Source organism: Agromyces sp. NPDC055658 (assembly GCF_053618155.1).
This window is the reverse complement of sequence record NZ_JBSHHD010000136.1, coordinates 1-1,122: the sequence shown is the minus strand read 5'-3', so window position 1 is coordinate 1,122 and position 1,122 is coordinate 1. Positions and strand designations below refer to the sequence as shown.

General features: G+C 61.9%; 2 protein-coding genes. One reads left to right on the top strand and one right to left on the bottom strand.

The genetic code is table 11. From position 1 onward, the window contains the following. Positions 1-172: 172 nt before the first annotated feature. On the top strand, positions 173-487 hold the full coding sequence (locus tag ACWGPE_RS19150; protein ID WP_452049338.1) for a DUF732 domain-containing protein: 315 nt from the start codon (positions 173-175) through the stop codon (positions 485-487). Positions 488-608: 121 nt separating this feature from the next. On the opposite strand, the gene ACWGPE_RS19145 is transcribed toward ACWGPE_RS19150, so the two are convergent. Further along, positions 609-1,122: hypothetical protein (locus ACWGPE_RS19145; protein WP_452049337.1), on the bottom strand; the 514-nt coding region annotated here is incomplete at its 5' end.

Sequence of the window (1,122 nt, the reverse complement as noted above, 5' to 3'; positions counted from 1 at the left end):
CCCCCCACCCCTCATCGCCCTAGCCATGCTCACCCTCGGCGGACACCGACCAGCACTACCCGGCCGTCCATGACCCACGAATACGGCAACAGAGCCAAAAAATTGACGATCTAGTCAGATAATTTAGTTGAAAGCCACAGATAGATCCAACTGGACCGGTACCGTTCCGCTCGTGAAAAGCCAAGCGGTCAGTCGCCGGATGACGCTATCCATGGTCATAGCAGCAAGTTTCGTGTCGTTCGCGATTGGAGCATCAGGAAATGCTCACGCTGATGAGCAGAGTTATCTCGGCGCGCTCGGGCCCCAACTCTTGCCATCGACGTCGTTGCTGGCGCTCGGTCGCACCATCTGCGACAAGCTTCACTACGACGGTGCGACCCCGGAAAATGTCCTGATGTCCTTTGAATTGATCGGTTGGGCAAATCCTCAAATGGTGGACGCCGCCCAACATGAGCTGTGTCCGGACACGCTCGCACCCGCGCCATGACGAAAGGTGCTGGCCTCCTCCGTAGTTCTGCGGGTGAAAAGCCCGGTGCGGCGGAGGCCGGCATCTGATTCGACAGAGGTGCCTCGCTCCAAGTCGGACAAGAGCTTTCGCACGGCCCCGATCACGAGACGGGTATCAAACGCCGGATGAGGCGCGCCGGGACATGCGGCGGGAGGTTCCAGACGGCAGCGTTGTCGATTCCTGAATAGGCGGGCACGCCGTCGACGAGTAGGGCCGGAACGCGTGACTCTCCGAGCTCATCGGCGGACCACGCGAACAGTGCCTCGATGCGTGGACGGATCAGCCCGATGTCGAGGACGTGGCCGAAGCTGTGTTCGTCGTCAACGTAGTCCGAGAGCTTCCCTCCGAGCGGGTACGTGTCGGGCAGAACTCGCGAGAGGGACAGGAAGATGCCGGTCATGCCCAGACGTGGGTCGCCGAGCAAGGGGGCGAGCGGGGCGCACCAGCCGAGCGCGAGACGGGGCGCTGCGACGAGTGCGTGAGCGAACAGCACCCGCACCAGCACCAGGTTGATGAAGAACCGCTCGATCGGGTTCTCCTTCGCCGCCAGCTGTTCATGGTCGAGATAGGCGGCGACCACAGCGGCGTTATGGGCGCGGTACCAGTTGTGAACC